This is a genomic window from Pedococcus sp. P2_E2, from assembly GCF_056403955.1.
In genome coordinates this window covers 983,664-1,009,234 of the sequence record NZ_JBFUEM010000001.1, presented here as the reverse complement: position 1 = coordinate 1,009,234, position 25,571 = coordinate 983,664, and the positions used below count along the sequence as shown (strand labels likewise).

Below are 25,571 nucleotides of genomic sequence, written 5' to 3'. Positions count from 1 at the left end.
CGTGGGGGAAGAATTTGCGGCCCAGAGGACCATGCGCCGGAAATCCTCTCCCTCGCTGCTAGATTTGCCGCGTGTCTTCGCGCGTGAAACCCCTCCTCGACCTCGACCCGGCTGACGTCCGCCGGGCCCGCACCCTGGCTCGCAAGGCCGGGCGACCTGTCGTCAAGCTGGCCCAGAGCCACACGACCGTCAGTGTCGAGCGCGCCACCCTGCGGCTCGCGGGCCTGTCCGGCGCCGACCACGAGCGCGTCCCGTGGGTCAACCACCTCGTCGATGCGGTCCGTGGCGAGGTCGGGCTCGAGCACGGCATCACCAGCCCGGTCTTCGACGCCCTGCGCAGGGGGGAGGCGCCCGACCTGCTGACCCTGGCCCAGAAGGCGGCGAGCGGCTCGGTGCAGTTCCGGCTCCCCGAGGGCAAGGCGGCCACCACGGCAGCCAAGGACGCGCGCCGTGAGGTGAGCCGCGGCATCCGCACCATCGACAAGCAGCGCGCCAACCGCGACCGCCTCATCAAGCGCCACGGCGACCCCGAGCAGCGCCCCTGGATCTACCTCATCGTCGCCACCGGCGACATCTACGAGGACATCCCGCAGGCGCAGAACGCCGCCCGCGAGGGCGCCGACATCATCGCCGTCATCCGCTCGACGGGCCAGTCGTTGCTCGACTACGTGCCCGAGGGCGCCACCCGCGAGGGGTATGCCGGCACGTACGCGACGCAGGAGAACTTCCGCCTCATGCGCGCCGCCCTGGACGAGACGTCCAAGGAGCTCGGTCGCTACATCCGGCTGACCAACTACGCCTCCGGGCTGTGCATGCCGGAGATCGCCACGCTGGCCGGGCTCGAGCGGCTCGACATGATGCTCAACGACTCGATGTACGGGATCCTCTTCCGCGACATCAACCCCATCCGGACGTTCGTCGACCAGCGGTTCAGTCGGCAGATCCACGCCCGCGCCGGGATCATCATCAACACCGGCGAGGACAACTACCTCACGACGGCTGACGCCGTCGAGGCCGCGCACACGGTGACCGTGAGCCAGCTGCTCAACGAGTACTTCGCCAAGGAGGCGGGGCTCGAGGACTGGCAGCTCGGCCTGGGGCACGCGTTCGAGATCAACCCCGAGATCCCCGACTCGTTCCGGATGGAGCTCGCGCACGCACTGCTGGCGCGGCAGCTGTTCCCCGACGCACCCCTGAAGTGGATGCCGCCCACCAAGCACATGACCGGCGACGTGTTCCGCGGCTACCTGCTCGACGGGTTCTTCAACCTCGTCGGCGCGATGACCGGTCAGGGCATCCTGCTCGTCGGCATGATGACCGAGGCCGTGGTCACCCCGTTCCTGTCCGACCGCGACCTCGCCCTCCAGAACGTCCGCTACGTGCTCAACGCGGCGGGCGGTCTGACCGAGGACTTCCACCCGCCCCGCGACGGCTTCATCCAGACCCGGGCTCGAGGCGTGCTCGGCGAGGCCATCGACCTGCTCACCGCGATCACCGAGGAGCCCGGGAAGGCACCCCTGCTCGAGGCGATCGCGGACGGCACCTTCGGCCTGATGAAGCGTCCCGCGAACGCCGGCAAGGGGCTCGACGGGGTGGTGGTCCGCGCTGACGGCTACGACAACCCGGCCACGACCCTCCTCGAGACCGGGGAGACCCGATGACACCGGCCCAGAACCCGCGCACGACCGACGAGGCCATGCCGCTCGACCCGATGCCCGCCAAGGCCGTGGCCAAGGGGGCGAAGGCTGCTCGCAAGACCCCGGACATCGTCCGCCCCTACGGCGACACCACCGGGGACGGCATGGTGCAGGTGTCGTTCACGCTGCCGGTCCCGCACGACAAGCGGGCCGAGGGCGCCGCCCTCCAGCTCGCAGCCAAGATGGGCCTCGAGCCGGCTCTGCTCGTCCACGCCAAGCCGATGGGTCCCGACTTCACGTTCTTCGTGGTCTACGGCAGCGCGACCCACCTGGTCGACCTGCGCGACGTCACCGTCGTGGAGCGTGAGTTCCCGCTGCTGAGCCCCACCGAGGTCAACAAGGCGATCAAGTCGCGGCTTCGTCGCAAGCTCGTCGTGGTCGGCGCGTGCATCGGCACCGACGCCCACACCGTCGGGATCGACGCCATCCTCAACATCAAGGGGTTCGCGGGGGAGAAGGGGCTGGAGTACTACCGCGAGATCAAGGTCGTGAACCTCGGCGCCCAGGTGCTCGTCCCGGAGCTCGTCGCCCGCGCCCGGGCCGAGAAGGCCGACGCCGTCATGGTCAGCCAGGTCGTCACGCAGCGCGACGCGCACATCCACAACACCACGACGATGAGCGCAGCCTTCCGAGAGGCCTACCCTGCCGGGCAGGTGCCACTGCTCGTCGTCGGTGGTCCCCGGTTCGAGGAGGGTTCGGCCCCCAAGCTCGGGGTCGACCGGATCTTCGGCCGCGGTACCACCCCCGGCGAGGTCGCCAGCTACCTCGTCCATGCCCTCGCCTCGCCCGTCTCGAAGGAGAAGTCATGACCGCCCCCACCCGAGCGACCGTCGGCCTCACCGTCACCCATCGCCGCTATGTGCCGTACAGCCACGCCCACTACGCGGGCAACCTCGTCGACGGCGCCTACTCGCTGGCGGCGTTCGGCGACGTGGCCACCGAGATGTGCATCCGCACGGACGGCGACGAGGGGCTGTTCGCGTCGTACTCCGACGTCCAGTTCAAGGCGCCGGTCCGGGCCGGCGACGTCATCGAGATCGAGGCCCGGCTGGTTCGGGCCGGGACCCGGAGCCGTGAGATGGACTTCGAGGTGCGGGTCGTCGGCCGCGGGACCCCCGAGCGCGGTGAGTCCGCCGCCGACGTCCTGGACCCGCCCGTGGTGGCCACCACGGCTCGTGGCGTCGTGGTGGTTCCCCCGCCGGCACCGACTGGTTGAGGGCCGCTTCCGGCGTGTCGCGCGCGACACGCCGACCGTTCGCCGATTGCCCGAAGTTGCCTTGCAGCACAACGGATTTGGCGTGAGCACGCAACCAGGGCAAATGAGGTCCTGCACCAGTGAACACGGGGTTGACAGCCCTCGCCTCGGGGGTAAGTTTGCCCACGGTTGTATCACCGCAAGACCGTTGACCAGGGGGAATCCAGGCCGGAGACGTACGCATTGCCCGGTGGCTAGCGCGCGCAGCCACCGCCCGCCAGCAGTGACGTACGACCGAACTGGTGCTCCGCCTCTCGGCGGTGGTGGACGGCGGCTCGGCCCGCGCGCTTAGTAGACAACAGCAGGATGTCGGCACCCAGCCGGCCCCTTGCTGGTCCCAACGGCAGTGCGGGCCGTTCCGTGTCCTACCGTGGTCCCGTGCCTCAGCCGACCATCACCCTCCGAGCGGGGCTGCGACTCCTCGCCGCCCTGGGATCCGGCCTCGTCACCTCGTACGCCTTTCCCGGACACGACATCTGGTGGTTCGCCCCGCTCGGTGTGGGCCTGCTGTCCGCGGCGGTCCTCGGCGCCCGGTGGCGACTGGCCCTGCTGCTGGGGCTGGCCCATGGCTTGGGGTTCTTCCTGCCGACGCTGTCGTGGACCGGCGTCTACGTCGGCAACCTCCCGTGGATCGCCCTGGCCACGCTGGAGGCCCTCTACCTCGCAGTCATGTGCGCGCTGACGGCTGCGGCCCAACGCCCCTTCCTCACCTCCCGGCTGYGCCCCCTCGCGTATGCCGCCGTCCCCTTGGCCTGGGTACTCCAGGAGTGGGCTCGAGGGACGACGCCATTCGGCGGTTTCCCGTGGGCGCGCCTGGCCTTCAGCCAGGCCGACGGCCCGTTGGCGCCGTTCGCCCGCTTCGGGGGAGCCCCCGGTCTCACCTTCGCCGTGGCCACCCTGGGCGTCCTGCTGCACCTGGTCGTCCGCGAGCTCACCCACCGGGTCGGGCGGCCGCGCCCGGCCCAGGCCGCGGCATACCGGCCCCTGGCGGTAGCCCTCGCAGTGCTGGCGCTGGCGCCGCTGGGCCTCGCCGTCGCGACGACGCCGCCCACGGACGGGCGGAAGGTGTCGGTCCTGTTCGTCCAGGGCAACGTGCCCAAGGCCGGACTGGACTTCAACGCCGAGCGTCGCAAGGTCCTGGACAACCATGTCCAGGGCACCCTCGAGGCGGTCGCCACGGGTCATCCGGCGCCGAGCCTGGTCGTGTGGCCGGAGAACTCCTCGGACATCGACCCGTTCGAGAACGCCGACGCGGCCGCCGACATCCGGCTCGCCGTCGAGACTGTCAAGGCGCCCATCCTCGTGGGTGCTGTCCTCGACGGCCCCGCCCCCTACATCTCCAACGCCAGCCTGTTCTACCGCCCGGGCGTCCCCGACCCGCAGCGGTACGTCAAGCAGCACCCGGTGCCGTTCGCGGAGTACATCCCCTTCCGCGACTTCTTCCGGAACTTCTCCGACAAGGTCGACCTGGTCACCCGGGACTTCACCAAGGGTGACCGGCCGGGCGGGTTCGAGGTGCCGGTGGCGGGGGAGCGGCCCTACTGGATCATCCCCACGATCTGCTTCGAGGTGGCCTACGACGGGCTGATGCGCGACTCGACCCTGCAGCCCGGGCGGGACGCGAGCATCCTCGCCGTGCAGACCAACAACGCGACGTTCGGCTACACCGCCGAGTCCGAGCAGCAGTTCGCGATCAGCCGGATCCGCGCCATCGAGCACGGACGCTCGGTCGTCCACGTCTCCACTGTCGGCGTCAGCGGGTTCATCAACCCCGACGGAACGTCCGTCGACAAGACGACGTTGTTCAGCGCAGCGGCCCGCTACGGGTCGCCGGTGGTCCGCACCGAGGTCACCGTGTCCGATCGCCTCGGACCGCTGCCGGAGTATGCCGCGGGCCTGGCGTTCGTCACACTCCTGGCGCTCGGTCTGTGCCTGCGGCGTCGGACCGCTAGGGTCGATCGCGCCACGGACGGACCCACCGCACCGGCTCAACCCCGAAGGGATCCTGTCGTTGTCTGACGAGATCGTGTTGTCTGACCAGGTCGACCGGGTGCTCGTGTGCATCCCGACGTACAACGAACGTGAGAACCTGCCCAGGATCGTCGAGCGGGTGCGTGCCGCGGTGCCGACTGCGGACGTCCTCGTGCTCGACGACAACTCTCCCGATGGCACCGGCAAGGTCGCTGACGAGATCGTCGCGGCCGATCCGCAGGTCCACGTGCTGCACCGACCTGGCAAACAGGGCCTCGGCAATGCCTACCTCGCGGGCTTCACCTGGGCCTTGGAGCAGGGCTACGGAGCCATCGTGGAGATGGACGCCGACGGCTCGCACCAGCCCGAGCAGCTGCCGGGCCTGCTGGCGGCCCTCTCCGACGCCGACCTGGTGATCGGCGCGCGCTGGGTTCGTGGCGGCAGCGTGGTCAACTGGCCACTGCACCGCAAGGCGCTCAGCGTCGGCGCCAACATCTACACCCGCGCGCTGCTCGGCATGCCGGTCCACGACGCCACCGCCGGCTACCGCGTCTACCGCGCCAGCGCCCTGCAGGCCATCGGGCTGGACCACGTCGCGTCCCAGGGCTACTGCTTCCAGGTGGACCTCACCCAGCGCGCCGTCCGGCTCGGGCTGCGCGTCGTCGAGGTGCCGATCACCTTCGTCGAGCGCGAGGTCGGTGACTCCAAGATGAGCGGCGACATCATGCGGGAGTCCCTGCTCCGGATCACGTCCTGGGGACTGGCGCACCGATCCGACCAGGTGCGCCGGCTCGGCCGCAGGGAGCCCACGTGGCACCGGCTGTAGGACGCACCCCCTATGCGCGGCGACGTCGGCCGCGCTGGCTGGCCATCGCGTTCGTGCTCCTGCTCGTCGTCCCGGTCCTGGAGATCGCGGCGATCATCGCGGTCGGCAAGGTCATCGGCGGCTGGCAGACCTTGGTCCTGCTGCTGGTCGAGTCGGCCCTGGGCGCCTGGCTCGTCCGGCGTGAGGGGGCCCGTTCCTGGAAGGCGCTCAGCACGGCTCTGACCACGGGTCAGATGCCGAGCCGACAGCTCGCGGACGCGGCGCTCGTCCTCGTGGGCGGGACCCTGTTGCTCACCCCGGGGTTCCTCACCGACATCGTCGGGTTCTTCTTCATCCTGCCCTTCACGCGGCCCATCGCCCGGACCCTGCTCGAGACCGTCGTCGCCAAGAAGCTGCTCGGGGGTCTCTTCGGTGGCCGGGTCACCGGTGCTGGTCCCGGTGCTGGTCCCGGTGGATCCGGCGGGGCCGGCGGACAGTCGTCCAGTGGACCCGACGTCATCGAGGGTGAGGTCCTCTAGCCGCTCACCACGCGGCATACCACGCATGACGAAGGCCGCGTCCCCTGATCGGGACGCGGCCTTCGTGCTGCTGTGGCTCAGGCGGTGCGCTTGCGGCGGGGCTTCTCGCCGCGCGACTCGCGCAGGAGCACCAGGCGCTCCTCGAGGAGCTCCTCGAGCTCAGGGATGGACCGACGCTCGAGCAACATGTCCCAGTGGGTGCGGACGTGCTTGACCTGCTTGACCTCGGGCTCGGGGCCGTCGACGAGACGGGCCTCCTCGCCGCAACGGCATTCCCAGGTCGACGGGATCTCGGCCTCGATCGAGAAGGGCAGCTCGGTCCGGTGGCCCAGTGGGCACACGTAGGACGTGATCTGTCGCTCGCTCGGGACGACGTGGTCGTCTGTCTCGAGACTGTGCGAAACCATTCGGCTGCCCCGGAGGGTGCGCTCTGCCATGACGGGGTTCTCCCAACGTGCTTGGTACCCTGCCCGCTCGGGTGGGGGCTCGGGGATTCACTCGGCATAACGCCGTAGACCCGTGCAATGTTCCGACGTTGGGGACGCCCGTTTCGTTGGCAGTTGTGACGCAAATCACATTCAGACGATCGCGGGCACCTCGTTGCCGGCGTCGATGATCCCCTGGCGTACGTCCACCCTGCGCAGGAGCACGAAGCCGAGGACGAAGAAGATGATCAGCGCGACGATCGCCGGCCGGTAGGAGTCGGTCAGCTGGTGGACCAGGCCGAAGAGCAGCGTGCCGAACCACGACGTGCCGCGCTCCATGGCTTGGTAGAAGGCGAAGAACTCGGCCTCGCGGCTCCTGGGCACGAGCTGGCTGAACAACGACCGGCTCAGGGCCTGACTGCCTCCCAGCACGATTCCGATGAGGACACCGAGGGCGATGAAGGGGATGAACGCCTTCTCCGGGACGAAGAACGCCGCAATGACGATGGCAGCCCAGGCCACCAGCGACCCGAGGATGGTCCGCCACGCCCCGTAGCTGCGGGCGAACCGGCCGAAGAGCAGCGCCCCTCCGAACGCCACGAACTGGACGAGCAGGATCAGGGCGATCAGCTGTTCCTGGGCGAACTTGAGCTCCTCGGCGCCATAGAGGCTGCTCGAGGAGATGACCGTCTGGATCCCGTCGTTGAAGAACAGGTAGGCGAGCAGGAACATCAGCGTGTGCGGGTAGGTCCGCAGGTCACGAAAGGTGTGTCCGAGCTGGGCGTAGCTGCCGCGCACGATGCCTGCGGACGGCTGGTCGACGCGGGCGATCTCCCCACCACGCAGGTCCCACAGGCCGCGCACGGGGATGAGCGTGAACAGACCCCACCACAGCCCGGCCGACAGCATGCTGATCCGCACCGCCATGCCCTTGTCCACGCCGATCAGGTCGGGCTTGGAGACGATGACCAGGTTGATCGCGAGCAGGAGCCCACCGCCGAGGTAGCCCAGCGCCCAGCCTCGCGACGACACGGCGTCGCGGTCGTCGGGGGAGGCGATCCGGCAGAGGATGGCGTCGTACACGACCAGGGACGAGCCCAGGGCGATCGTGGCCAGGATCATCATCAGCGCACCGAACCGCCAGTTCGACCCGTGGAGGAAGAACAGCAGCGACGCGGCCACGGCGCCCGCCCAGGCGAAGGCCCCGAGCAGTCTCGCCGGGCGCGGCGTCCGGTCGGCGATGGCTCCCACGAAGACCAGCAGGACCGCCGAGATGATGGTCGACAGGGTCACCGTGTAGGACGCGACGGACCCCGGGTCGAGGGGAGCGGTCAGGACGAGAACGAGGGCACCGACGGCAGCGAACGACAGCGGGATGGCCGTCGGCACCAGCGCGGGCTTGTTGCGGACCATCTGGACGACCGTGAACACCAGCGCGGCCAGACCCAGGAGGGTGAGCGCCAGGGCGACCTGCCAGACCCCACTGGGCAGGTCGGCGGCAGCCGGGACGACGTGCAGGTCGACGTGGCAGCTCTGGTCGTCATCGAGTCCGGGACAGGCGGCCTCCTTGGCGACCGTCGTGAGGTAGGGCGCGAAGAGCACCGTGCCGACCGTCGTGACGAAGGCGGAGTTCGCCCAGTCGTACCAGTACCAGGGCCTCTTGTACTGCTCGTGCTCAGCCCACGTCGACTGTGGCGCGGCCGCCTCTGTTGTCATGCGTGAAGGGTGGCACAACGACTACTYGCACAGATGGGTATTCCTACCCAAAAGCGATGGCGAGTCGGGGCCTCGCGGTGACTACCCGGCATACTCCCAGTGCCACGGCTCGGGCAGCGAACCGGTGGGTTCGGCCCAGTCCGGGTGGAACCACCCGTAGAGCGGCGCGTTCTGCTTCATCCAGAGGTGCGCAGGCGTCCCGAAGCTGTTGATGCCTCCACAGAGGTCCACGGCCCGGCCCATGCCGTGCTCGCTGCGCCCGGGGGTGGCGGCCCACTTGCCCTTGACCACCTTCACCGCGACCTGCTCGGCGTACGAGCGGTAGGAGTCGGTGACGCAGATGGGGGAGCCCGTGTCCTTCTCGTACGCGAGGCTCATCGCGTTGAACGCAGCGGCCGCACCCGGGCGAAGGCTCTGCCCGAGGGCACCGAAGAGCGGACACAGACCGGCCACCGGGATCTTGCCGTTGGGGTACTCGGTCTCGTTGGTGCTGCACGCCTTGACCGACCCGTCGGCCAGCACTCCCGGCACGACGAGGGCAGCGCGCAGTCGCTTCGACGCGTCCATCGCGGCCGCGTTGCCACTGCCGAGGAGCAGACCTGCCACAGGCCCGGCCTTGGCGACCTGCTCCGCGTGCAGCTGCCTGGTCGCATCCAGCTGGGCCTTCTGCTCCTCGACCACCACGTCGAGCTTCTTCTTGGCGTCGGCGGCCTGGGTCGCGGCTTCGGTGGCCCTGGTGCTGGCCTCGACGGCCTTGATGGCGATGGTGCGCTGCAGCTGGGTCTGGTTCTGGACCCGTTCGATCTGGCCCGTGCGCTGGTCGGTGAGGTAGGACAGCTGGGCGGCGGTGTCGCTCGCCTCGCTCGCCGACTTCGCCAGGGAGTCGAAGAGGGTGCCCATGTCGCTGATGGCGCCGCCGGTTCCGGCGTAGGCGAGGTAGGCCCACTGACCGAGGGCCCGACGGTCCTCACCAAGGCGGGTGCTCAGCTGCTGGTACAGCAGCACGTTGCGGTTGGCCTCCTCGCGTGCGGCCCGCTCCGCGTCACGTGCGGCGGCATACTCCTGCAGGAGGGTGTTGGCCTCGAGGGCGAGTCGGTCGAGCTTGGTCGCCGCGGCCGCGATCCCGGCGTTGGAGGCGGTGAGGTCCCTCGTGAGCGCATCCGCGGCGGCGATCTGCGCGGCCAGCTCTGCGGGGCTGAGCGTTGCCTCGCCACCCGCTCCGGGCGTGGCCGTAGCCCCGGCGGTGACCGTCCCTCCACCGGTCACGAGACCGTCCGTCGGGTGCCCGGCCAGACCATCGGCCGGGTCGGTTGGCGGGGCGGAGGGCTTGGTCGACCTGGACTGCGGAGCAGCTGCCGACGAGGTGGACGAGGGGGCGGGTGTGGACGAAGTGGCCGATGGTGCGGGTGGGGCCGTCGTGGAGGCGTAGGCGGGCGTCCACCCTGCCAGCACCGCGGCGGTCAGGACGCCTGCGGCTACGCCGGCTCTTCCTGCGAGCCCAAGCACGGTCAGCCAACTCCCTCTGCTGCCCTCTCTGGGCAGCTCCGAACTCCTCAACGCACCTTAACCGCGATAGGTCACGTTTTCTCTCGTCCTTTAGTGGGAGAGCGACTGGGCCATCAGGCTGACGCGGTGACCGGGATCGCCCAGCTGGGCCACCTCGCGATAGCCCCGGCGTCGGTGGAACTCCAGGGAGGGAACGTTCGGGGGGTCGATGTTGACCTCGAGGACGAGTCGACCCCGCACCACGGCCGCATCCTCGACCGCGTCGTAGACCGCCGTCGCCAGGCCCCGGCGCCGGAAGCGGTCGTCGATGACGATCCGGTCGAGGTAGTCGAACTCGCTCCCGTAGCGATCACCGAACCAGCGGTAGTTCGGCGAGTCGTAGGCGGTGCCCGGCCCGAACACGAGGACGAATCCGGCCGTCTGCCCGTCGCACACGATCACATCAGCGCGCGAGGCCCATCGCCGGAGGTCGCCGAGTCGCAGCGCGTCGWGGGGGGAGAGCAGCTCGACGTGGTCGGCGTTGAGCCGGAGCACGTCGAGCACGTCGGTGTCGACCATCGGGCGCAGCACTTCCGGAGCCTCCATGGGCCGAGTCTGCCACCCATGACAGTTGTCACTTCCGGTGAGGTCAGGGCTTACGTAGCCTCCGCCAGTCACCACAACCGACAGCCGGAACCGGCACTCGCCAACCCCGCTACCCGACGCGTTGTCACCTCATCGAGTCGCTGTCACCAACCCAACCCAGGAGCGTGCGTCCATGGCCAACCCCGTCCACAGCAGAAGGGGTGGCCCCACCGCCGCCCAGGTCCGGCGGGCGGCGGTGACGGCAGGAGCGGCAGTCCTGGCCCTCGCCGCTGCAGCCTCCACGGGCGCCGGCTCGGCCACCGCCCACGGCACGGACACCCGTCTCGCCCCTCGCACGCACTTCACGATGCAGGCTGACGGTTCCAGCGGGCTGACCGCTGGGGGAGAGGGCATCCCCAACATCGACTCGGTCAAGAAGACCATCTACGCCTACTACGGCGACCCGGCCGGCACCGGTGCAGCCAACCCCACCAGCTCGCCCTACATCAGCGAGCTGACGTCGATCCTGGACCGGCAGCGCCAGGCGCTTCCCCGCTTGCTGGCCAACGCCCAGCGGCACCACGAGAAGCCGGCCATCGTGTTCGATGCCGACGACACGACCCTGTGGACCTACCAGATGGAGGTCGGGGACATGAAGTTCGTGTTCACCCCGGCCGCCCAGGCTCCGTGGGTCAACGAGGAGCGGTTCCCGGCTGTCCCGGGGATGGTCGACTTCGTCAACGACGCCCAGGCGATGGGCTTCACGGTGTTCGGCCTCACCGGGCGCAGCGACAGCCAGAAGGCGCACACCGTCAGCAACCTCGCGAAGGTCGGCTACACCGCCTTCCCGGAGAGCCGGTTCTTCACGAAGTACAACTCGGGCACGACTCCGCCCGGCTACCTCACCTGTGCAGCAGCCCCCACCTGCAACACCGTCGAGTACAAGGCGGGGACCCGCAAGCACATCGAGCAGGACCTCGGTTACGACATCGTGCTCAACGTGGGTGACCAGTGGTCAGACCTGCAGGGCGGGTATGCCGACCGGTCACTCAAGCTGCCGAACCCCACCTACTACCTCCCCTCGCCTAACCTGCCCGGCGTCAGCGAGCCGTGGCTGGCTCCGCGAACCCGCTTCACGATGAAGCCTGACGGGTCCAGCGGGCTGACCCAGGGCGGCGAAGGGATCCCCAACATCGACGTCGTGAAGAAGACCATCGCGGTCTACTACGGCGACTCCGGCAGCGGCATCTCCAACAAGGTCTCGTCGCCCTACATCTCGGAGCTCACCCGGCTCGTCGACCGACACAGTCGCCAGCTGCTCCAGCAGTGCCGCACCGAAACGAAGCAGGGCCGCAACCCCGCCATCGTGCTCGATGCGGACGACACGACGTTGTGGACCTACGACATGGAGGTTGCGGCGATGCACTTCGTCTTCAACCCCACCGTCCAGGACCAGCAGTGGGTCCAGCCGCAGCGATTCCCAGCCACTCCGGGCATGGTCTCCTTCGCCAACGCGGCGGCAGAGGCCGGCTGCACCCTGGTCGGGTTGACCGGTCGGAACACGACCCAGCGGGCCGCCACGCTGGGCAACCTCGCCAAGGTCGGGTACACCGGCTTCAGCCCCGACAACTACTACACGAAGTGGACGTCCACCGAGCCGATCCCGTCGTACGCGACCTGCGTCCTGGCACCCCGGTGCACGACGATCGAGTACAAGTCGCAGACGCGTGCGCACGTGGAGGCCCAGGGCTTCGACATCATCGCCAACTTCGGTGACCAGTACAGCGACCTGATCGGTGGGTCGGCGGACCGCGCGATCAAGCTGCCCAACCCGACGTACTACCTGCCCTAGCCCGCCCACCCCTGAGCGGCGCGGAGGTGAGCTCCGCGCCGCTTCGGTGTGCCATCGGCACACCTCGACGCAAGGATGTCCCGCATGAGCACCGCTCCCCACCCCGCGACCCCGGTCGAGTCCGTCCTCGTCAGGTCCGACTACGTCGTCCTGACCGGCGGTGGGCTCGCGGTCGCGCTGGCCGCGCTGACCCACTTCGTCGGGGCGGGTGCCGTGCTGCCGTTTGTCTGTTCGGCAGTGGCCGTCACCCTGCTCGCCTCGCTGGTGGGGCGGTCCGTGGAGCAGCTGGGAGACCGGTTCGGACCCGGCGCGACGGGCGTCCTGCAGTCGGCACTGGGCAACCTCCCCGAGCTGTTCATCGCCCTCTTCGCCCTCAAGGCCGGACTCGTGGCGGTGGTGCAGGCAGCCCTGATCGGGTCGATCCTCGCCAACCTCCTGCTGGTGCTCGGCCTGGCCTTCCTCGTGGGCGGGCTCAGGCACGGGACACAACAGCTGAACTCCGAACGCGCCCGCAGCATCATCGTCCTGATGGTGCTGTCCGTCGCAGCCATGGTGGTGCCGTCACTCGCACACTACGTGCACACGCCTGCCGCAGCCCACGAGAAGACCTTGTCGCTCATCGTGTCGGTGGTCCTCCTGGTCCTGTTCGCGCTGACCCTGCCTGCCTCGCTACGCCGGAGCACGTCGACCGGGGGACCCGGAGCCGACGAGACGGAGCACGAGGCTCCCCGCTGGCCGGTCTGGCTCGCAGTCGGCCTGTTGGCGCTGGCCGCGGCGCTCTCGGCGTTCGTGTCGGACTGGTTCGTCGTGGCGCTCGAGCCGGCGATGAAGGCCCTGAGCATCTCCGACGCCTTCGCCGGTCTGGTCATCGTCGCGATCGCCGGCAACGCGATCGAGAACGTCGTCGGGGTGCAGCTGGCCGCCCGCAACCGGTCGGAGTACGCCTTCTCGATCGTCATCAACTCGCCGATCCAGATCGCCCTGGTGCTGGCTCCTCTGCTCGTCGTGCTGTCGTCGGTGTTCGGCTTCGCGACGCTGACCCTGGTGTTCCCACCCATGCTCGTGGTGTCCGTCGTGATCGCCGTGATCATCACGGCCTTCATCACCTTCGACGGTGAGTCCACCTGGATCGAGGGGGCCGCGCTGATCGCGGTGTATGCCGTGATCGCCACCTCGTTCTGGTGGGGCTGAGCAGCAACACCGGCCGTGGCGGCCGCGCCACGGCCCCATGACGGCTCCCTGTGTCCCCACGTGGGCGTCGTCGCCGCCGTCGTCCACACGTGGATCTCGTGGTCCTCGACCTGAGCCGGCACCACCGGCAGCGTGAACGCATGGATGACACAGTGGAGTGGGTCAACGAGGTGCGACTGGTGGGCAAGGTCAGCGGTGCCGTCGACGAGCGCGAGCTGCCCAGCGGGGACAGGGTGGCCGCCCTGCGTCTGGTGGTGCCGCGCCCTCCGGGTCGCGGTCCGGGCTCCGCCAGTGTCGACACGATCGACGTGGCCTGCTGGACGGGACGCACCCGTCAGGCTGCCCGACGGCTGGCCGCCGGGGACCAGGTCGAGGTCGCGGGTGCCCTGAGGCGCCGCTTCTTCCGCGCGGGGGCGGCAACCGCGAGCCGCTACGAGGTCGAGGCGCACCGGCTGACCCGGAGGCGGACTCCAGCGGGGTAGGGGAGTGGTCGCGCGGGGAGGTGGTGCCGGGGAGGTGGTGGTGCCGGGGAGCCTGCACCGCGTGGCGAGCCTGCCCTGTGCCGAAGGCGCTGGCACGGGCGCGCGCCACGTGGCACGCTTTCGAGGTGACCAGCACTCCCGCCGCCGAGCAGCACCTGCGTGACCTCGCACGGCTGCGCCGGGTCCGCGACAGGATCGACCGCGAGTACGCCCTGCCGCTGGACGTCGAGGCGCTGGCCCGTGGCGCCCACATGTCGGCCGGGCACCTGAGCCGTGAGTTCAAGCAGGCCTACGGTGAGTCTCCGTACAGCTACGTCATGACCCGGCGCATCGAGCGCGCCATGGCGCTGTTGCGTCGCGGGGAGCTCAGCGTCACCGAGGTCTGTTTCGCGGTGGGGTGTTCGTCGCTGGGCACCTTCAGCACCCGGTTCACCGAGCTGGTCGGCGTCCCACCGAGCACCTACCGGCAGCGGATGGCAACGCCGACGCCGGAGATGCCGTCGTGCGTGACGAAGCAGGTGACCAGACCGATCAGGAATCGAGAAGCGCGGGCCACCGAGGCGCAACTAGCCTGAACCTCATGGACATCACCATTCACGCGAGCTTCCTGCCACAGGACGACCCGGACGCCGCACTGTCCTTCTACCGCGACACCCTCGGCTTCGAGGTCCGGGGCGATGTCGGCTACAACGGGTTGCGGTGGATCACGGTCGGCCCCGTCGACCAACCCGGCACGTCCATCGTGCTGCACCCGCCGGCAGTCGACCCGGGCATCACCGACGAGGAACGTCGCACCATTGTCGAGATGATGGCCAAGGGCACCTACGCCACGATGCTCCTCGCCACCGCCGACCTCGACGCCACGTTCGAGCGGGTGGCGGCCAGCGGTGCCGACATCGTGCAGGAGCCGACCGAACAGCCGTACGGCGTGCGCGACTGCGCCGTCCGCGACCCCGCCGGCAACCTCCTGCGCATCCAGCAGGGCTGAACCGCACCGCACCGTTGCTGCACGCCAACTCGGCAGCACACCCCGCGCATCGCCTCACGGACGGAGACACGACCGAGCATGGCCACACCGAAGGACAGCCAGGTGCAAGCGGTCCACGCCGCCGACAGCCACGACACGATCAGCGTGCTGGGCGCGCGGGAGAACAACCTGAAGGACGTCAACGTCGAGCTCCCCAAGCGCCGGTTGACGGTCTTCACGGGCGTGTCGGGCTCGGGCAAGAGCTCGCTGGTGTTCGCGACCATCGCCGCGGAGTCGCAGCGGATGATCAACGAGACCTACAGCGCCTTCGTGCAGGGGTTCATGCCGAGCCTGGCCCGCCCCGAGGTCGACCTGCTCGAGGGGCTGACGACGGCCATCATCGTGGACCAGGAGCGGATGGGTGCGAACCCCCGCTCCACGGTCGGCACGGCCACCGATGCCAACGCCATGCTCAGGATCCTGTTCAGCCGCCTCGGACACCCGCACGTCGGGCCGCCGACTGCCTTCTCGTTCAACGTCCCGACGCGCAAGGCGAGTGGGGTCATGAGCACGGAGAAGGCCTCGGGTCGCGTCGAGAAGAACGTGGTCCGCGACGTCGTCTACCTGGGAGGGATGTGCCCACGTTGTGAAGGCATGGGCGCGGTCTCCGACTTCGACCTCACGGCGTTGTACGACGAGAGCAAGTCACTGAGCGGGGGCGCGCTGACGGTTCCGGGCTTCAGCATGGACGGCTGGTACGGCCGGATCTTCGCCGGAGCCGGCTTCGACATGGACAAGCCGATCGCGAAGTTCACGAAGAAGGAGATGCACGACCTGCTCTACAAGGAGCCGACCAAGATCAAGGTCGAAGGCATCAACCTCACCTACGAGGGCCTCATCCCCAAGATCCAGAAGTCGATGCTCTCCAAGGACGTCGACGCGATGCAGCCGCACATCCGTGCCTTCGTCGAGCGCGCGATCACGTTCCAGACCTGCCCCGAGTGCGACGGCACCCGGCTGACCCCTGAGGCAAGGTCCTCCAAGGTCGCGGGCAAGAACATCGCCGAGCTGTGCGAGATGCAGATCAGCGACCTCGCCGAGTGGATCCGCGCGCTCGAGGAGCCGTCGGTCGCGCCGCTGCTCACCGGGCTGCAACACCTCCTCGACTCGTTCGCCGAGATCGGGTTGGGGTATCTGTCGCTGGACCGGCCGGCAGGCACCCTGTCCGGGGGAGAGGCCCAGCGCACCAAGATGATCCGGCATCTCGGGTCGTCCCTCACCGACGTCACGTACGTCTTCGACGAGCCGACGATCGGGCTGCACCCCCACGACATCGAGCGGATGAACCAGCTACTGCTCCAGCTCCGCGACAAGGGCAACACGGTGCTCGTGGTGGAGCACAAGCCCGAGACCATCGCCATCGCCGACCACGTCGTCGACCTCGGTCCCGGCGCCGGCACCGAGGGCGGCAGCGTCTGCTTCGAGGGGAGCGTGGAAGGACTGCGGCGCAGTGACACCATCACCGGCCGCCACCTCGACGACCGCGCTGCCCTGAAGGAGTCGGTCCGTCCCTCGGCCGGCGCGCTCGAGGTCCGTGGTGCGTCGACGCACAACCTCCAGGACGTGGACGTCGACGTACCGCTCGGCGTCCTCTGCGTCGTCACGGGCGTCGCAGGGTCGGGCAAGAGCTCACTGATCCACGGCTCGGTCGCCGGTCGCGACGGCGTCGTGGTCGTCGACCAGGGTGCGATCAAGGGCTCGCGCCGCAGCAACCCGGCCACCTACACCGGACTGCTCGAGCCGATACGCAAGGCGTTCGCCAAGGCCAACGGCGTCAAGCCGGCCCTGTTCAGCTCGAACTCCGAGGGCGCCTGCCCCTCCTGCAACGGCGCGGGCGTGATCTTCACCGAGCTGGGTGTCATGGCGACCGTCGAGTCCACCTGCGAGGAGTGCGAGGGGAAACGCTTCCAGGCGTCCGTGCTGGAGTACACGCTGGGAGGTCGCAACATCGCCGAGGTCTTGGCGATGTCGGTCACCGAGGCGGAGGCGTTCTTCGGCGACGGCGAGGCGAAGACCCCTGCCGCCCACAAGGTCCTCGACCGGCTCGTGGACGTCGGGCTCGGGTACCTCACCCTCGGCCAGCCCCTGACCACCCTGTCCGGCGGCGAGCGGCAGCGGGTCAAGCTGGCCACGCAGATGGCCGAGAAGGGCGACGTCTACGTCCTCGACGAGCCGACCACCGGCCTGCACCTGGCCGACGTGGCAAACCTGCTCGGGCTGCTCGACCGGCTGGTCGACTCGGGCAAGTCGGTCATCGTCATCGAGCACCACCAGGCCGTCATGGCGCACGCAGACTGGGTCATCGACCTCGGCCCGGGTGCCGGCCACGACGGTGGGCGGGTCGTGTTCGAGGGCACTCCGGTCGAGCTCGTCGCCGACCGTTCCACCCTCACGGGAGAGCACCTGGCCGCCTATGTCAGGAGCTCGTGAGGATGACGAGCTGCCCCGTCGCTCGGGTCATCGCAACGTAGCGGTCGACCGCTCCCTCGATGCCCGTACCGAACTCCTCTGGGTCGACGAGGACCACCAGGTCGAACTCGAGCCCCTTGGACAGCTCGGGGGTCAAGGACTGGACGCGGGAGGTCGCCCGGAACGCCGGGTGACCGATGACGCAGGCGACCCCTTCGGCATGCTCGCCCAGCCAGGCGTCGAGAGTGGCGTCCAGGTCCGACGTCGCGCCGTGGACCACAGGGACGCCGGTGCTGCGGATGGAGGTGGGCACGTTCGCGTCCGGGATCGCCGCTCGGATGACCGGCTCGGCCTCGACCATCACCTCCACCGGCGTCCGGTAGTTGACGCTCAGGGAGGCGAGGTCGACCCGGTCGAGCCCGATCCGCTCGAGTCGCTCCTGCCACGTCTCGGTGAACCCGTGCCGGGCCTGGGCGCGGTCCCCGACGATCGTGAAGCTCCTCGACGGGCACCTCGCCAGCAGCATCTGCCACTCCGCGTCAGTGAGCTCCTGGGCTTCGTCGACGACGATGTGCGCGAACGGGCCGGCGAGCTGGTCGGAGTCGGCGTGGGGGAGGGCCTCCTCGTCGAGCATCGCTGCCTGGAGGTCCTCGCCACGCAGCATCGACATCACGTGCATCTCCGAGTCGTCCGTGGCGATCAGGTCGTCGACGACCCTGGCCATGCGTTCGCGCTCGGCGGTCACAGCGGCGTCGTGCCGGCGTTTGCGGCGGGAGGCGTCCGGGTCGCCGAGCCGCTGACGGGCGGCGTCCAGCAGAGGCAGGTCGGAGACCGTCCAGGCCTGGGCATCGGCACGCTGGAGTGCCCGGATGTCCTCCGTGCCCAGCCAGGGAGCGCACATCCGCAGGTAGGCAGGCACCGTCCAGAGGTCACCGACGAGGTCGGCTGGCTCGATCAGGGGCCACGCACTGTTGAGGACCGTCAACAGCTCCCGGTTCTGCTGCAGCGACCTGCGGAGCCGCTCGGGGGAGATCTCGCCGTCGTCAGGATCACCTTCGGGGTCGTCGACCAGTCGGTCCGTCAGGATCGTCAGCAGCTCGTCGAGGATCTGGTCGCGCGCCTCGTTGTGCGGAGTACCGGGGTCGGGGGCGTCGAACGCGGTTGCCCAGTCGTCGGCCCGCACCCAGACGTCGGACCACGGGGTGGTGACCGTCATCCCCGTCGTGGGTGGCTCCTCGTAGAACCGGACGGCGGTCTCGATGGCCGTCACGAGTTCTGCCGACGACTTGAGGGCGGCCACGATCGGGTCGCTCTCCGTCGGGGCAGTTGCGCCTCCGGGGACGAGGTCGCGGACGGTGCACGTCTGCACTCCTTCCTCGCCGAGACTCGGGAGCACGTCCGAGACATAGGCAAGGTAGGGCTGGTGCGGTCCCACGAACAGCACGCCTCCGCGGCGGTGCCCGAGTCGTGGGTCCGAATAGAGCAGGTATGCCGTCCGGTGCAGGGCGACGACCGTCTTGCCCGTCCCGGGACCACCGTCCACGACGAGCGGCCGGCGGGACCCCGCGCGGATGATGGCGTCCTGGTCGGACTGGATCGTGCCGAGCACGTCCCGCATCCGGGCTGACCTGTTGGTCCCCAGGCTGGCGATGAACGCGGACTGGTCGTCGAGGGAGGCGGCGTGCCCGGCATACCCGTCCGAGGTGAACACCTCGTCCCAGTAGTCGCTGACCCGACCACGGCTCCAGCGATACCTGCGCCGGCTGTCCAGGCCCATCGGGTCGGCGTGGGTCGCTCCGAAGAACGGCTCGGCCGCCGGGGAGCGCCAGTCGAGCAGCAGCCGACGGCCGTCCGTGTCCGTGAGGCCGAGTCGTCCGACGTAGACGGGCACGGGGTCGTCCCTGAGGACGATGTGTCCGAGGCACAGGTCCAGCCCGAACCGGCGCAGGGCGCGGAGCCGGGCACTCAGCCTGCGGACCTCCACGTCACGTTCCAGGGCCTCCTGACCCAACCGGCCCGGCGCCCTGCGAGCGACCTCCAGCCGGTGTGAGAGGTCTTCGATCGCCTGTTCGAGGCTCTCGGCGATGGCAGCGAAGTGCTGCTCGTCGCCGGCGATCAGGCTCGGGTCAGCCTTGGCGGTCAGATGGACGGGCAGGTCGAAGGCGCTGGTTGTAGTCATCGGCCGACGATTCTGCGGCACGACCCGGGCCTTGCTGCAAGCCCCGGGGTGCGCTATACGTTGGGAGTGGAAGGGAGCGGTTGCTCTCTTCCACTGTGTTGTCCAGCGGTGCGTTCCACGGGCTCCATCGAGCACCTTGATCGGCTGGTCCAGTGTGAAGGATAAACGCCGATAATCGACATTATGTCAATCTAGGGATTCTGGAAGCCTCCCCTACGGTGGTGCCATGGGCACTGACACACCGACCGCCGGCGACACCACCTACTCCCTCAACGACGGCACGTCGTTGCCGGCCATCGGCTTCGGCACCTATCCGCTCAAGGGCGCCGATGGCATCGACGCGATGGTCAGCGCCCTCGAAGCCGGTTACCGACTGCTCGACACGGCGGTCAACTACGGCAACGAGGAAGAAGTCGGCGAGGCCCTGCGTCGATCGGGAGTCCCCCGTGAGGACGTCGCCATCGCCACCAAGATCCCCGGCCGCTTCCACGCGAAGTCCCTGGCGCTGGAGTCGCTTCGGGACTCTGCGGACCGACTGGGTGTCGACCGGCTCGACGTGGCCCTCATCCACTGGCCGAACCCCAGCCAGGACCTGTATCCGCAGGCCTGGGAGGCGCTGGTCGACGCCCGACGCGAGGGCCTGGTCCGCACCGTCGGCGTCAGCAACTTCACGGCGCAGCACCTGCGCCGGATCATCGACGAGACCGGCGTGACGCCGGCGGTGAACCAGATCGAGCTGCACCCGTACTTCCCCCAGCAACAGATGCGCACCCTCCACGAGGAGCTGGGGATCCGCACCCAGGCGTGGAGCCCGATGGGCAAGCGGCAGGCGCCCTTCGACGCGCCGCCGGTGGCCGATGCGGCAGCTGCGCACGGGGTCGCCCCGGGTCAGGTGATCCTGCGCTGGCACGTCCAGCTGGGGTCGCTACCCCTGCCCAAGTCCGCCACGCCTGAACGACAGCGACAGAACCTCGACGTCTTCGGCTTCGAGCTCACGCAGGCCGAGATGGCTGCGATCACCGCCCTCGGCCGCGAGGACGGACGCCTGTTCGGCGGCGACCCGGACACCCACGAGGAGATGTAGGGGGCGAGCACCCCTCTCGCACTCCCCCGTTCGAACATCTGTCTACTCGAACGGCGTCGGGTCTCCCGCGCCCACGCGGGTCACCTCGGGGGTCCCGTCGGAGTAGTCGATCACCGTCGTCGGGTCGGTGCCACACTCCCCCGCGTCGATCACCGCGTCGACCTGGAGGTCGAGCTCCTCCTTGACCAGCCAGCCCTCGGTCATCGGCGCCGTCTCCTCGGGCAGGATCAGCGTGCTCGACAGCATCGGCTCCCCCAGCTCGGCCAGGAGCGCCTGAACGACGCGGTTGTCCGGGATCCTCACGCCGACCGTCTTCTTCTTGGGGTGCAGCAGCCTCCGTGGCACTTCCTTCGTGGCCGGGAGGATGAACGTGTAAGGCCCGGGGGTCGCGGCCTTGATGGCGCGGAACACCCGGTTGTCGATGTGCACCAGCTGCCCGAGCTGGGCGAAGTCGGCGCACACCAAGGTGAAGTGGTGCTTGTCGTCGAGGTGCCGGATCCGCACGATCCGCTCCTTGCCCTCCTGGTTGCCCAGGGCGCACCCGAGTGCGTAGCCCGAGTCCGTCGGGTAGGCCACCAGCCCTCCGTCCCGGATCAGCGCCACCGCCTGCCCGATCGCCCGTGGCTGCGGGTCAACGGGGTGGACGTCGAGATAGCGGGCCATGGGGTGACTGTATGCCGCGTGGTCGCGCCTGCGCGCACGCGGCGCAGCCACGCGGCATACCTCCCCTTTCCGCCAGCCGACTATGTTGTTCGGCGTGCGAGCACTCGTGAAGACCCATGCCGGCCCCGGACTCGAGCTCAAGGACGTGCCGGAACCACAGCCCGGACCCACGGACGTGAAGATCCGCGTCCTGCGGGCTGGCCTGTGCGGCACCGACCTGCACCTCGAGCAGTGGGACGACTGGGCGGCTTCCACCGTCACAGCGCCGATGACCATCGGACACGAGTTCTACGGCGAGGTCGTCGAGGTCGGAGAGGACGTCGACTCGGTGAGGGTCGGGCAGCGTGCTTCCGGCGAGGGACACATCGTCTGCGGGACCTGTCGCAACTGTCGGGCCGGGCGGCGCCACATGTGCATCCACACCAAGGGAATCGGCGTGAACCGCGACGGGGCCTTCGCCGACTTCGTGGTGATCCCGGCCTCGAACGTGTGGGTCCAGCCCGATGACCTCGACCCCGACCTGGGTGCGGTGTTCGACCCCCTGGGCAACGCCACCCACACGGCGCTGTCGTTCCCCATGGCCGGGGAGGACGTCGTCATCACGGGCGCAGGACCGATCGGCGTGATGGCTGCCGCGCTGGCGCGCCACGTGGGAGCCCGACACGTCGTCGTCACCGACCTGAGCGACTACCGGCTGGACCTGGCCAAGAACGCCGGAGCCGACCTCGTCGTCAACGTCCGAACCTCCGACCTGGGCGAGGCCATGAGGTCGCTGGGCATGAAGGAGGGCTTCGACATCGGCCTTGAGATGTCCGGTGTGCCGAGTGCCGTCGAGGACATGCTGGCGCACATGAACCACGGCGGCCGCGTGGCGATGCTCGGCCTGCCCAAGGATCCCTTCCCCATCGACTGGGGCCGGGTCATCACCCACATGATCACCATCAAGGGGATCTACGGGCGCGAGATGTACGACACCTGGTACGCCATGAGCTCGATGCTCGGCAACTCACCGGTGCTGCGCGACCGGATCGCCTCGGTGATCACCCACCGCCTCCCTGCCGAACAGTGGCAGGACGCCTTCGCCGCGGCCCGTTCGGGCCAGTGCGGCAAGGTCATCATGGATTGGAGCTGACCGGATGTACGGCACCGTGAAGGACGAGCTGGCCACGACGTTGCGGGAGATCGCTGACGCCGGGTTGTACAAGCACGAGCGCGAGCTGAGCTCGCCGCAGTCCGCCCACATCACGACAGCCCGAGCAGACGGGCTGCGGTCGGCGGCGCTCAACTTCTGCGCGAACAACTACCTGGGCCTGGCCGACCACCCCGATGTTGAGGCTGCAGCCGCAAAAGCGTTGCAGGACTGGGGATTCGGCATGGCCAGCGTGCGGTTCATCTGCGGCACGCAGGAGCTGCACAAGCACCTGGAGCGGGCGATCTCGGACTTCCTCCAGATGGAGGACACCATCCTCTACTCGTCCTGCTTCGACGCCAACGGCGGAGTGTTCGAGGTGCTCTTCGGGGCGCAGGACGCGATCGTCTCCGACGAGCTGAACCACGCCTCGATCATCGACGGCATCCGCCTGTCCAAGGCCAAGCGGTTCCGCTACAAGAACGCCGACATGACCGACCTGCGCACGCAGCTCGAGGCCGCCGCCGAAGGGGGCGCGCGGCGCACGGTCATCGTCACCGACGGCGTCTTCTCCATGGACGGGTTCCTCGCCCCGCTCGACCAGATCTGCGACCTGGCCGACGAGTTCGGTGCCATGGTCCTGGTCGACGACAGCCACGCGGTCGGGTTCGTCGGCGACGGCGGTCGGGGCACCCCGGAGCGGTTCGGCGTGATGGACCGCGTCGACATCGTCACCGGGACGCTGGGCAAGGCCCTCGGAGGCGCCTCCGGCGGCTACGTCAGTGCCCACCAGGAGATCGTCGACCTGCTGCGCCAGCGTTCGCGGCCCTACCTCTTCTCCAACGCGGTGGCCCCGAGCGTTGCCGCGGGCTCGCTCAAGGCGCTGGAGATCGCGGCGGGCTCCCAGGAGGCGCGCGCCCGGTTGCGCTCCAACACCGAGCTGTTCCGCGCCCTGATGACCGAGGCAGGGTTCACCCTCCTGCCCGGCGAGCACCCGATCACCCCCGTCATGTTCCCCGGTGAGGACGGCGCCCGGCTGGCCGCGCAGGTTGCCGACGCCATGCTCGAGCAGGGCGTCTACGTGATCGCCTTCTCCTACCCCGTGGTCCCGCAGGGCAAGGCGCGCATCCGCGTGCAGCTGTCCGCCGGGCACTCGGAGGACGACGTGCGTACGTGCGTGTCGGCCTTCACGGCGGCGCGCGACAGCCTCGCCTGAGCGTCGCCTGAGCCTCGCCGGAGCTAGTCCTCGGCGAGGCCGCTGTCGATCGGCGTGCCGATCACGACGGTGCGACTCACCGTGCACAACCGGTCGTGCGACATGGCAATCGCCTTGGGAAGCATGTCGCGCGCGCTGTCACCCGCCTCCCCCTCGGGAAAGGTCACCGAGAAGCGGACCTTGATGTCGCCCAGGTGGTTGCCGTTGTCGTCCCGGAGCTTGTCGCCCTCGGCCGTGACGGTGAAGCCCTCGGGCTCGGCCCGCTTGACGGTGATGAAGTCGACGTCCACGGCGCTGCACCCGGCAATGGCGGTGAGCAGCAGCTCGACGGGCGTGAAGTCGGCGTCGTCCCCTCCCCCGATGCGCATCGTGCCGCCGCGCACGTTGGTCACCTCGAAGACACCCCTGGAGACCCGTTCCATGCTCACCGAGCGATGTCCCAGTCCGGTGCCACCAGTCTCTTCGGCCATTCAGGTTCCCCATTTCTGCGCCAGGGCGCGGACGACGGTCAGGTTCCGGGCCGTGCCCGGGATCCCGAGGATCTTCTCGATGCGGGCGCCGGTCAGCTTGACCTCGTTGAACGGCACGGACAGCTCCAGGAGGACATCCTTGCCGATGACGGTGGCGCGCTCTCCCTCGACCTCCCACGCGTGCAGCTCCGTGGTCGCGGCAGCGGTGGGCGCCGTGACGCAGAAGCTGACATACCGGCTGGCCTCGTGCGGCAGCTGATCGGGTATGCCGTCGACCGCCTGCACGAGCACCGGCAGCTCCGCGGCCTTCCTGGCGATCGCGACGATGTCGAAGCCCGCGGACTCACCGAGGAGCCGACCGACCTCGGCCTCGACCTTCGGGACGCTTCGCATCGGGGTCGTGACGAAGACGTTGCCGGTCTGGATGTAGGTCTCGACGTCGCCGAAACCGTTGTCGGACAGTACTTTCCGGGCGTCCGCCATTTTCAGCTGTCGCTTGCCGACGTTCACCGCCCGCAGGAACACGACGTAGCCGGGCATCAGAGCTCGACCTCTCCGGAGCCCACCGGACGCACCAGCCCGCCCACCCGGACCGTGCCGTTGTCATCCACGGTCAGCTCGAGGAGCGACGGCCGCCCGACCTGGGCGCCCTGGCTCACCGACCACCGACCCGATCGACCCTGACCCACGAACCACGCGCCGAGGTTGGAGCAGGCCGAGCCCGTGGCGGGATCCTCCGAGACGGCGTCGCCGTCGCTGATCAGGGCTCGCGCCTCGATCTGCCCCTCCCCCGCCGCCGACCACACGTAGACGAGGGTCTCGCCACCCTTGGCGCCCATCCCGGCATACCGGGCTAGCAGCTCGGGCCGGACTCGTGCCCGGCGCACGGCGTCGACCGAGGTGGCCTGGGCGATGACCTGGGACGTCCCGACACTCACCTGCTGCACCGGTCCGACGAGGTCAGCCGCCCCGAGTCCGATGGCCTGCGCAAGGTCCTCGATGGCGAGCTCGGCCTCGACCCGGCCGGTGTTCGCGGTCAGTGTCCAGCGGTCACCGTCGGCCTCCACCGGGATGACCCCTGCCGGCATGGACAGACCGAGCTGGTCGCCGAGTCCGTGGAGGTCTCGGGCGACGTGGGCGGTTCCAAGGGTCGGGTGTCCGGCGAACGGCATCTCGAACGTCGTCGTGAAGATGCGCACCCCTGCGTCAGCCCCATCCCGCGGTGGGACCAGGAAGGTCGTCTCGGACAGGTTGAACTGTCGGGCCAGGCCCTGCAGCTGGTCCTCCGACAGACCCGAGCCGTCCTCGAAGACGCACAGGGGGTTGCCCGAGAACGGGTCGGAGGCAAGGGCGAAGACGTTGAGCAACCGGTACCTCAGGCGCATGCGCCC

The 25,571-nt window shown here is 69.2% G+C and carries 24 protein-coding genes; 15 read left to right on the top strand and 9 right to left on the bottom strand.

The window, feature by feature from the left end; translation table 11 throughout:
• Positions 1 to 71 precede the first annotated feature (71 nt).
• The 6 genes from kamD (at position 72) to AC1DWR_RS04765 (ending at position 6,267) form a co-directional block, all read left to right on the top strand.
• Positions 72 to 1,661 carry a lysine 5,6-aminomutase subunit alpha gene (gene kamD, locus AC1DWR_RS04790; RefSeq protein WP_477623761.1) on the top strand — a complete coding sequence of 530 codons (1,590 nt, stop codon included), beginning with the start codon at positions 72 to 74 and terminating at the stop codon, positions 1,659 to 1,661.
• Positions 1,658 to 2,506: a lysine 5,6-aminomutase subunit beta gene (gene kamE, locus AC1DWR_RS04785; RefSeq protein ID WP_477623760.1), complete on the top strand. Its 849-nt coding sequence runs from the start codon at positions 1,658 to 1,660 to the stop codon at positions 2,504 to 2,506. Before kamD ends, kamE begins: the two co-directional genes overlap by 4 nt.
• Positions 2,503 to 2,913 (top strand): 3-aminobutyryl-CoA ammonia lyase, encoded by a 411-nt coding sequence (gene kal / locus AC1DWR_RS04780; RefSeq protein WP_477612951.1) that lies wholly within the window; start codon positions 2,503 to 2,505, stop codon positions 2,911 to 2,913. Before kamE ends, kal begins: the two co-directional genes overlap by 4 nt.
• A gap of 417 nt (positions 2,914 to 3,330) precedes the next feature.
• A complete protein-coding gene (gene lnt / locus AC1DWR_RS04775; protein WP_477623759.1) occupies positions 3,331 to 4,971 on the top strand; it encodes an apolipoprotein N-acyltransferase in 1,641 nt (546 codons plus the stop codon).
• Entirely contained in the window at positions 4,964 to 5,749 is a 786-nt protein-coding gene (locus tag AC1DWR_RS04770) for a polyprenol monophosphomannose synthase (protein WP_477612953.1), read from the top strand. Before lnt ends, AC1DWR_RS04770 begins: the two co-directional genes overlap by 8 nt.
• Positions 5,734 to 6,267: an FxsA family protein gene (locus AC1DWR_RS04765; protein ID WP_477623758.1), complete on the top strand. Its 534-nt coding sequence runs from the start codon at positions 5,734 to 5,736 to the stop codon at positions 6,265 to 6,267. Before AC1DWR_RS04770 ends, AC1DWR_RS04765 begins: the two co-directional genes overlap by 16 nt.
• A 77-nt stretch (positions 6,268 to 6,344) precedes the next feature.
• On the opposite strand, the gene AC1DWR_RS04760 is transcribed toward AC1DWR_RS04765, so the two are convergent.
• The 4 genes from AC1DWR_RS04760 to AC1DWR_RS04745 form a co-directional block, all read right to left on the bottom strand.
• Positions 6,345 to 6,704 (bottom strand): RNA polymerase-binding protein RbpA, encoded by a 360-nt coding sequence (locus AC1DWR_RS04760; protein WP_179423005.1) that lies wholly within the window; start codon positions 6,702 to 6,704, stop codon positions 6,345 to 6,347.
• Between the two features lie 141 nt (positions 6,705 to 6,845).
• Positions 6,846 to 8,408 carry an MFS transporter gene (locus tag AC1DWR_RS04755; RefSeq protein ID WP_477623757.1) on the bottom strand — a complete coding sequence of 521 codons (1,563 nt, stop codon included), beginning with the start codon at positions 8,406 to 8,408 and terminating at the stop codon, positions 6,846 to 6,848.
• An 81-nt stretch (positions 8,409 to 8,489) separates the two neighbouring features.
• Positions 8,490 to 9,674 (bottom strand): D-alanyl-D-alanine carboxypeptidase family protein, encoded by a 1,185-nt coding sequence (locus AC1DWR_RS04750; protein WP_477623756.1) that lies wholly within the window; start codon positions 9,672 to 9,674, stop codon positions 8,490 to 8,492.
• A gap of 330 nt (positions 9,675 to 10,004) precedes the next feature.
• A complete protein-coding gene (locus AC1DWR_RS04745; RefSeq protein WP_477623755.1) occupies positions 10,005 to 10,499 on the bottom strand; it encodes a GNAT family N-acetyltransferase in 495 nt (164 codons plus the stop codon).
• 172 nt (positions 10,500 to 10,671) lie between these two features.
• Here AC1DWR_RS04745 and AC1DWR_RS04740 point away from each other — a divergent pair, with 172 nt between their 5' ends.
• From AC1DWR_RS04740 to AC1DWR_RS04715, 6 genes are all read left to right on the top strand, one after another.
• Positions 10,672 to 12,330, top strand: a complete 1,659-nt coding sequence (locus AC1DWR_RS04740) for an HAD family acid phosphatase (RefSeq protein ID WP_477612958.1) — start codon at positions 10,672 to 10,674, stop codon at positions 12,328 to 12,330.
• A gap of 84 nt (positions 12,331 to 12,414) precedes the next feature.
• Positions 12,415 to 13,521, top strand: a complete 1,107-nt coding sequence (gene cax, locus AC1DWR_RS04735) for a calcium/proton exchanger (protein WP_477623754.1) — start codon at positions 12,415 to 12,417, stop codon at positions 13,519 to 13,521.
• Positions 13,522 to 13,661: 140 nt separating this feature from the next.
• Positions 13,662 to 14,003 carry a single-stranded DNA-binding protein gene (locus AC1DWR_RS04730; RefSeq protein WP_477612960.1) on the top strand — a complete coding sequence of 114 codons (342 nt, stop codon included), beginning with the start codon at positions 13,662 to 13,664 and terminating at the stop codon, positions 14,001 to 14,003.
• 125 nt (positions 14,004 to 14,128) lie between these two features.
• Positions 14,129 to 14,578, top strand: coding sequence for a helix-turn-helix transcriptional regulator (locus AC1DWR_RS04725; RefSeq protein WP_477612961.1), 450 nt, complete (start codon positions 14,129 to 14,131; stop codon positions 14,576 to 14,578).
• 5 nt (positions 14,579 to 14,583) lie between these two features.
• Positions 14,584 to 14,991 (top strand): VOC family protein, encoded by a 408-nt coding sequence (locus AC1DWR_RS04720; RefSeq protein WP_477612962.1) that lies wholly within the window; start codon positions 14,584 to 14,586, stop codon positions 14,989 to 14,991.
• Between the two features lie 78 nt (positions 14,992 to 15,069).
• On the top strand, positions 15,070 to 17,460 hold the full coding sequence (locus AC1DWR_RS04715; RefSeq protein ID WP_477623753.1) for an ATP-binding cassette domain-containing protein: 2,391 nt from the start codon (positions 15,070 to 15,072) through the stop codon (positions 17,458 to 17,460).
• On the opposite strand, the gene helR is transcribed toward AC1DWR_RS04715, so the two are convergent.
• Entirely contained in the window at positions 17,447 to 19,618 is a 2,172-nt protein-coding gene (gene helR / locus AC1DWR_RS04710; protein ID WP_477623752.1) for an RNA polymerase recycling motor ATPase HelR, read from the bottom strand. The two genes, AC1DWR_RS04715 and helR, sit on opposite strands and share 14 nt — an antisense overlap.
• Before the next feature lie 226 nt (positions 19,619 to 19,844).
• On the opposite strand from helR, the gene AC1DWR_RS04705 reads away from it, so the two are divergent.
• Complete coding sequence (locus AC1DWR_RS04705; RefSeq protein ID WP_477612964.1) at positions 19,845 to 20,702, top strand: aldo/keto reductase; 858 nt, start codon at positions 19,845 to 19,847, stop codon at positions 20,700 to 20,702.
• A 42-nt stretch (positions 20,703 to 20,744) separates the two neighbouring features.
• On the opposite strand, the gene AC1DWR_RS04700 is transcribed toward AC1DWR_RS04705, so the two are convergent.
• Complete coding sequence (locus AC1DWR_RS04700; protein ID WP_477612965.1) at positions 20,745 to 21,365, bottom strand: L-threonylcarbamoyladenylate synthase; 621 nt, start codon at positions 21,363 to 21,365, stop codon at positions 20,745 to 20,747.
• Between the two features lie 94 nt (positions 21,366 to 21,459).
• On the opposite strand from AC1DWR_RS04700, the gene tdh reads away from it, so the two are divergent.
• Both tdh and AC1DWR_RS04690 read left to right on the top strand, forming a co-directional pair.
• Positions 21,460 to 22,497, top strand: a complete 1,038-nt coding sequence (tdh, locus tag AC1DWR_RS04695; RefSeq protein ID WP_477623751.1) for an L-threonine 3-dehydrogenase — start codon at positions 21,460 to 21,462, stop codon at positions 22,495 to 22,497.
• A gap of 4 nt (positions 22,498 to 22,501) precedes the next feature.
• Positions 22,502 to 23,710, top strand: coding sequence for a glycine C-acetyltransferase (locus AC1DWR_RS04690; protein ID WP_477623750.1), 1,209 nt, complete (start codon positions 22,502 to 22,504; stop codon positions 23,708 to 23,710).
• Positions 23,711 to 23,733: 23 nt separating this feature from the next.
• Here the strand turns inward: AC1DWR_RS04690 and AC1DWR_RS04685 are convergent, their stop codons facing one another.
• Genes AC1DWR_RS04685 through AC1DWR_RS04675 form a run of 3 tightly spaced genes read right to left on the bottom strand, consistent with a single transcriptional unit; the run spans position 23,734 to position 25,565 of the window.
• Positions 23,734 to 24,180, bottom strand: coding sequence for an OsmC family protein (locus AC1DWR_RS04685; RefSeq protein ID WP_477623749.1), 447 nt, complete (start codon positions 24,178 to 24,180; stop codon positions 23,734 to 23,736).
• Positions 24,181 to 24,720, bottom strand: a complete 540-nt coding sequence (locus tag AC1DWR_RS04680; RefSeq protein ID WP_477623748.1) for a DUF1697 domain-containing protein — start codon at positions 24,718 to 24,720, stop codon at positions 24,181 to 24,183.
• Entirely contained in the window at positions 24,720 to 25,565 is an 846-nt protein-coding gene (locus AC1DWR_RS04675; RefSeq protein WP_477623747.1) for a PhzF family phenazine biosynthesis protein, read from the bottom strand. The genes AC1DWR_RS04680 and AC1DWR_RS04675 overlap by 1 nt, the downstream gene beginning before the upstream one ends.
• Positions 25,566 to 25,571 lie beyond the last annotated feature (6 nt).